The sequence below is a fragment of the Sinomonas soli genome (genome assembly GCF_054782415.1).
On sequence record NZ_BAAGSN010000039.1, the window covers coordinates 1 to 5,163 of the forward strand.

Sequence of the window (5,163 nt, forward strand, 5' to 3'; positions counted from 1 at the left end):
GACCTGCACGCGGGTGGTGAGGTAGCGGATGGCCCAGCGGAGCCCGAGGGGCATCTGCAGGCCCTGCTCAGCCACGGGCCGCCCCCAGCGCGCGTGCGAGGACCGCGTCGCGGGCCTCGCGCACCTTGGCCGCCGTGGTGGCCGTAGTGACTGAGGCGTGGGCGCGGTTCGTCCCGTCCCTGGACGAGGCCGCGAAGCCCGGGCCCGCGGCCGCGGCCACGCGCCGGGCGCGCGCCTCAAGCATCTGGCGCACGGCCGGGTGCCGGAGGAGCTTGCCGACCTCGCGGCGGTCGAGCTCAACGCGGATGTCAGCCATCGAACCTCCCGCACAGGATCACGACGCCGGCGCTGTCGCCGGTGAAGGGGTTTGCCAGCCAGGGGGCGACGTCGAGCACGGACAGCTGCCCGAAGCCGGGCACGGTGGCCCGGTCGCCCTCGTCCACCACAGTGCCCGGCGCCGCGTAGACGGTGCAGCTGACCCGGTCCGGGCTCACCCGGTTCTGCTCGTGCGGCATCGCCGTCGGGGCGCCGGGCTCGACGCCGCAGCCCTCGACGTCGACCGCGGGCCTGTAGGACGCGGGCTGCTCGAAGCCGTCCACGACCTCGCCCGGGCTGTGCGCCTCGAACACGACGGTCTGCCCGTTCGGCAGGGGGAACAGGGGCCACATGCTCACGGCCTCTCCTCCGGCCAGATGGACAGGTGCTCGTACCGTCCCGAGGGCGGCATGCTGAACACCGGACCGACCCGCGGCTGGCCCTGGAATACCTCGACCATCCAGCCCTCGAGCACGAACGCCTCGCCGCGGGACGCGCCGAGCGTGACCTGCTGGCTGAACGGGCCCGTCGTCTGCGACCAGGACCGGGCGCCGACGATGGGCGGCGCGCCGATCTTGGGCAGGACGAGCTGCACGACGACGTCGGCGACGTCCTCGGCGTCGAGGGACTTGTCGGTGATCCGCTGGTCAGTGTCCCGCCAGCGGCGCCGGATCAGGCGCGAGACGACACCGAGGTAGTACTCGGCCCGGGACCGGTCCGGCCCCACGAGGGGGCGCCACGCGGCCTCGACGTCGGCTATCGCCGCCAGTGGCTCGGCCATGGCGCCCCCTCTCGGCTAGGACTTGTCGTCCGACTTCGCGGTCTCGGCCTTGGCCGGGTCCTTCACGTACTCGACGAGCCCGTCCGCGGCGAGGCGCTTGCGCTCCTCGGCGGAGACCCCGTCCGGGAGGGCGATGCCCTTCTCGAAGTACTGCTCGGTGTCGCCGACCTTCGCCACGATGAGCGTGGCCTTCACGATGTGTGCCATGTGCCTCAGAGCCCCGTGTTCGCGATCTTGATGGCCGCGTTCGGCTCGAGCACGACAGGCACCGTGACGCGGCGGGCGCGCAGCAGGTACTTGTCCGTCTCCTCGACGCGGATGGACTTGGTCTCGACGCCGACGCCGTTGCCGCCGCGGACGTAGCCGGGGCCGCCGAGCTCCTCGTCGGCCATGCCGCCGAGCTGCGTCGTGTCCACAATGAGCGGATCGGTCGAGGCCGTGTGGTTCGACTTCGTCCACGTCAGCCCGAGCGCCTGCGGCCAGACGTTCGTCACGAGCGGGTTCCCGGCCTCGCGGGGCAGGAGGCCGCTCTCGTTCAGCCGCGCGACGGCCTTGGCCCACTGCGCGTCGGAGAGGACGATGACGTTGGGGTCGTAGCCCTCGTCGAGGGCGGTGACCTTTGCCTTGGCGAGCAGGACGCCCTCGACGATGGCGTTGCCGTCCGTCCAGGCGCCCGGGCCGCCGCCGGCGGTGACGTCGAACGACTGGGTGACCTTCGATGCGATCACGCCGAGCGCGGCCGAGTCGACGTACTTCACGGACTGGTTCACGAGCTTCGTGAAGGCCCGGTCGACGGGGTTGATGCCAAGCCGGGCGATGGCCTCGTCCGTGACCGGGATGTCCTGGCCCCACTTGGTGGTCTTCGCCGCGGCGAGACTGCCGGCCTGCGCCGACGAGCGCGGGTACTCCCCGCCCGGGGCGACGGCCTCGGGGTCGTCGTCGGTGAAGATCGGCTCGCCCGTCTCGTACAGGATCGAGCCGCCGACGGCCGTGAAGCGGCCGGAGAGGAGGAAGTCCGCGATGTAGCGCTGCTCGAGCAGGCTGCGGATGCGGCGCGCCACCAGGCTCGGGGTCTTGAGCAGGTGGTGGATGTCGATGGTGTCCCCACCGACGACGGTGGCCGGCGGGGCAGGGTAGGTGTAGGCCATGGTGCTCTCCTTAGCGGTCCAGGGCGATCTCGACGAGCACGTCCGTGCCGCCGGTCAGGGCGATTCCGACCATGGCGCGCGTGTCGGTCACGTCGCCGGCGGTCGGGGTGGTGACGGCCGCGAGCGCCGCGACCTTGCCGGTGGCCGCGGAGACCACGGGCTGGCCGGCCACGACGGCGCCGGAGGCGAGGATGCGCTGCACCCCGCCGCGGCAGACCGTGACCTTCTCGCCGGCCTTCGCGTCGAAGGCGGCGGTGCCGACCCAGGCGGCCGACTTCGCGCCCGCCGGGGAGACGGTGCGGTTGCCGGTGACGGCGAGGAGCTGGCCGGCGGTGACGTCGGCGCCAGCGGTGAAGGTGACGTCCGCTCCGGGGCTGAAGAGGTGAGCCATGGTCAGGCCTCCTTCTCGGTCGGGTAGAACTTGGAGTAGAGGGTGTCCTCGTCGGAGGCCTCGTCGACGCCGCCGGTGTAGCCGACGGAGGCGACGGGCACGAGGCCCTTGGCGAGGCCCGCGAGGGTGTCTGCGGAGCCCGGGTCGGCCGCGAGCGCGTTGAGCCAGTGCTCGCGCCGTGCCGGGGCGATCCTGCCGTCCTGAACGGCGGCGTCGACGAGCGCGGCGCGGGCCTCGGCCTGCTGCTGGCGGCGGGCCTCGCGGCCTTCCTCTGCGGCCGCCTGCAGGTCGCGGTACTGGGCGGCGTCGAGGACGACCGTGCCGGGGCCGGCCGCGGGGGCCGTCCCCTCGTGCTCGGCGTGCTCGGCGAGCGCCTCGTCGAGGGCCGCGAGCGCGGTGGTTTCGTCGAGCTCCGAGTCGGCCGGGATACCGAGCCGCTCACGGAGCCCCTTCATGAGTGCGTCCGACATGTCGGTCGCTCCTTCCTGTGGGGTTGCCACCGGCTCGGCCGGAGGCCGGCCCGCGGACATGCGGGCCAGGACTGGGGTCGGGTCGGGGGCTGAGGCCCGGCCCGGGTGGTTGAAGACGGAGAGGTCGAAGGCCGCCATGGCGGCATCGGCGGGCTGGTCGCCTGCCACCCGGTCGGCGAGGCCGGCGGTGACAGCTTCCTCGGCTGTCAGCCAGGACTCGGCGCGCATGATGTTGCGCCACTCCTCGACCGTGCCGCCGGACTTGGCGGCGTACACGGCGGCGATGTTGTCGGACATCTTCCCGAGGGTGTCTGCCATGGCCTGCATGTCCGCGGCGTTGCCGATCGCGAGTCCCCAGGCGTCGTGGACCATCAGCTGGGCGTTGCCGCCCATGATGGTCTCGTCGGCGCTGGCGGCGATGAAGGATGCGGCGGAGGCGGCGAGGCCGTCCACGACGGCGACGACGCGCGCCTTGTGGCCGCGCAGCTGGTTCATGATCGCGACCGCCTCGAACACCTCCCCTCCCGGGGAGTTGATGTGGAGGCGGATCTCGGAGGTGTCCACGGGGAGCGCGTCGAGCGCGCGGGCGAATTCCTTCGCGGACACGCCCCAGTCGCCGCCCCATGAGTCCACGGGGTCGTACAGGCGAAGGACTGCTGTGCTGCCGTCCAGGGCTGGGTCGAGGACCGATGCGCGGGCCCCCGCGGCGGGCGGGGAGTCCCCGCGGAATCTGAACTTCATGCGGTGCCTCCTTGGGCGGTCGGGTCCGGCGGTGGAGCTCCCCCGGCGGCCTTGGCCGGCAGCCCGTACACGGTGCGCAGGTGCCGCTCGAGGTCCTCGTCGGGGTTGATGGCCTTGGCGTCGATGAGCATCTTGATGGCCTCGGCCGTCGCGGGGTGGCGGGAGCCGATCTCGTCGAACACGAGGCGGGGTGCCGGCTCGGCCGGCCCCCAGTTCAGGTCGACGATGTCCTCGATGACGTGCTGCGTCGTGGTGTCCGCGATCTGCATCGCCACGGTCTGCAGGGAGAGGGTGAAGAAGTCCGCGAACGTCGACCCGAGCGCCCAGGAGCCTGTCTCGGTGCCGAGGTTCAGGAAGTGCGCGAGCACCGCGCGGGCGATCTGCTCGTCGTAGTAGCGGATCGGCTTGTCCGCGTCCGGCAGGTCGCCCTCGACGCCCTTGAGGGTGAGCTTGGCGCTGTTTGGGATGGCCGCGCCGGCGTTGTCCCCGGAGCGGAAGCCCTGCGCTAGCTTCAGTCCCTCGTCCAGCTCGTCCTGCTCGCGTGTCTGCCGCTCCGCCCCGGTGATGTTCTCCGGGAGCTTGGAACCTTCGTACACCGGGACACCGAGGCCGTTGCGGTCGACCGCCTGCGCCTGTACCCGCAGGAGCCTGTCCTTGAGCAGCCAGTACTTGTAGGCCGGGCGGAGAAGGGACTGGCCGAGCCAGTTGCCGCCCTCGCGGTCGTTCACGTACGCCACGAGCCGGTCGATGCCGATCCGCGGCCGCGACCCCGGCGCGCCGGGCCCGTGCTGCTCGATCGCGACGAGGCCGCCGTCAGAGGCGACGTCGACCTGCGCGATCGTCTTCGGCGGCCGCCACGCGAGCTTGCGCAGCCGCGCGAGGCCCGCCTCGTCGATCCGGTACACCTGCTCGAAGAACGAGTGCCCGAACGGGAGCATCAGCAGCGACATCCGCAGGTGCTCGGTCCACGAGAACCGGTCCCGGGTGCGCGTGATCGGCCGCTCCTGCTCGCCCGCGACCCCGAGGCCGAGGTCGTCCGCGACGAGCTGCACGACCTCGGGCCGCGCGCCGTTCGGGTCGAGCCTCCACGATGTGCGCCGGATCGGCAGGGTCACGGCGCGCAGCACCGAGATCACCTGCGCGTCCTGGCGGCGCATCCGGTCGTAGACGTCGACGTTCCGGGGCCAGGTCAGCTCCGGTGTCTCCTCGTCGTCCGGGGCGCCCCACCAGCCGGCTCCCTTGTTCGCGTAGCCCTTCTCCGACGTCGGGACAGCCATTCAATCGCCCCTTCCGCGTCAGAAGCCCATGCGGGCCACG

The 5,163-nt window shown here is 72.3% G+C and carries 8 protein-coding genes; all 8 read right to left on the reverse strand.

Going from position 1 to position 5,163, the window contains the following annotated elements; genetic code table 11:
* Positions 1–67 precede the first annotated feature (67 nt).
* The 8 genes from ACYVKZ_RS20880 to ACYVKZ_RS20915 are packed head-to-tail and all read right to left on the reverse strand — an operon-like array spanning position 68 to position 5,123.
* Positions 68–316, reverse strand: a complete 249-nt coding sequence (locus ACYVKZ_RS20880; protein WP_460994394.1) for a hypothetical protein — start codon at positions 314–316, stop codon at positions 68–70.
* Positions 309–674, reverse strand: coding sequence for a hypothetical protein (locus ACYVKZ_RS20885; protein ID WP_460994395.1), 366 nt, complete (start codon positions 672–674; stop codon positions 309–311). The genes ACYVKZ_RS20880 and ACYVKZ_RS20885 overlap by 8 nt, the downstream gene beginning before the upstream one ends.
* Positions 671–1,096 carry a hypothetical protein gene (locus tag ACYVKZ_RS20890; protein WP_460994396.1) on the reverse strand — a complete coding sequence of 142 codons (426 nt, stop codon included), beginning with the start codon at positions 1,094–1,096 and terminating at the stop codon, positions 671–673. The genes ACYVKZ_RS20885 and ACYVKZ_RS20890 overlap by 4 nt, the downstream gene beginning before the upstream one ends.
* Before the next feature lie 15 nt (positions 1,097–1,111).
* Positions 1,112–1,303 carry a hypothetical protein gene (locus tag ACYVKZ_RS20895; RefSeq protein WP_460994397.1) on the reverse strand — a complete coding sequence of 64 codons (192 nt, stop codon included), beginning with the start codon at positions 1,301–1,303 and terminating at the stop codon, positions 1,112–1,114.
* 5 nt (positions 1,304–1,308) lie between these two features.
* Positions 1,309–2,244, reverse strand: a complete 936-nt coding sequence (locus ACYVKZ_RS20900) for a phage major capsid protein (RefSeq protein WP_460994398.1) — start codon at positions 2,242–2,244, stop codon at positions 1,309–1,311.
* 10 nt (positions 2,245–2,254) lie between these two features.
* Positions 2,255–2,635, reverse strand: a complete 381-nt coding sequence (locus ACYVKZ_RS20905; protein WP_460994399.1) for a capsid cement protein — start codon at positions 2,633–2,635, stop codon at positions 2,255–2,257.
* Positions 2,636–2,637: 2 nt separating this feature from the next.
* Positions 2,638–3,846: a head maturation protease, ClpP-related gene (locus ACYVKZ_RS20910; protein WP_460994400.1), complete on the reverse strand. Its 1,209-nt coding sequence runs from the start codon at positions 3,844–3,846 to the stop codon at positions 2,638–2,640.
* Positions 3,843–5,123, reverse strand: coding sequence for a phage portal protein family protein (locus tag ACYVKZ_RS20915; protein ID WP_460994401.1), 1,281 nt, complete (start codon positions 5,121–5,123; stop codon positions 3,843–3,845). The genes ACYVKZ_RS20910 and ACYVKZ_RS20915 overlap by 4 nt, the downstream gene beginning before the upstream one ends.
* Positions 5,124–5,163: the final 40 nt, after the last annotated feature.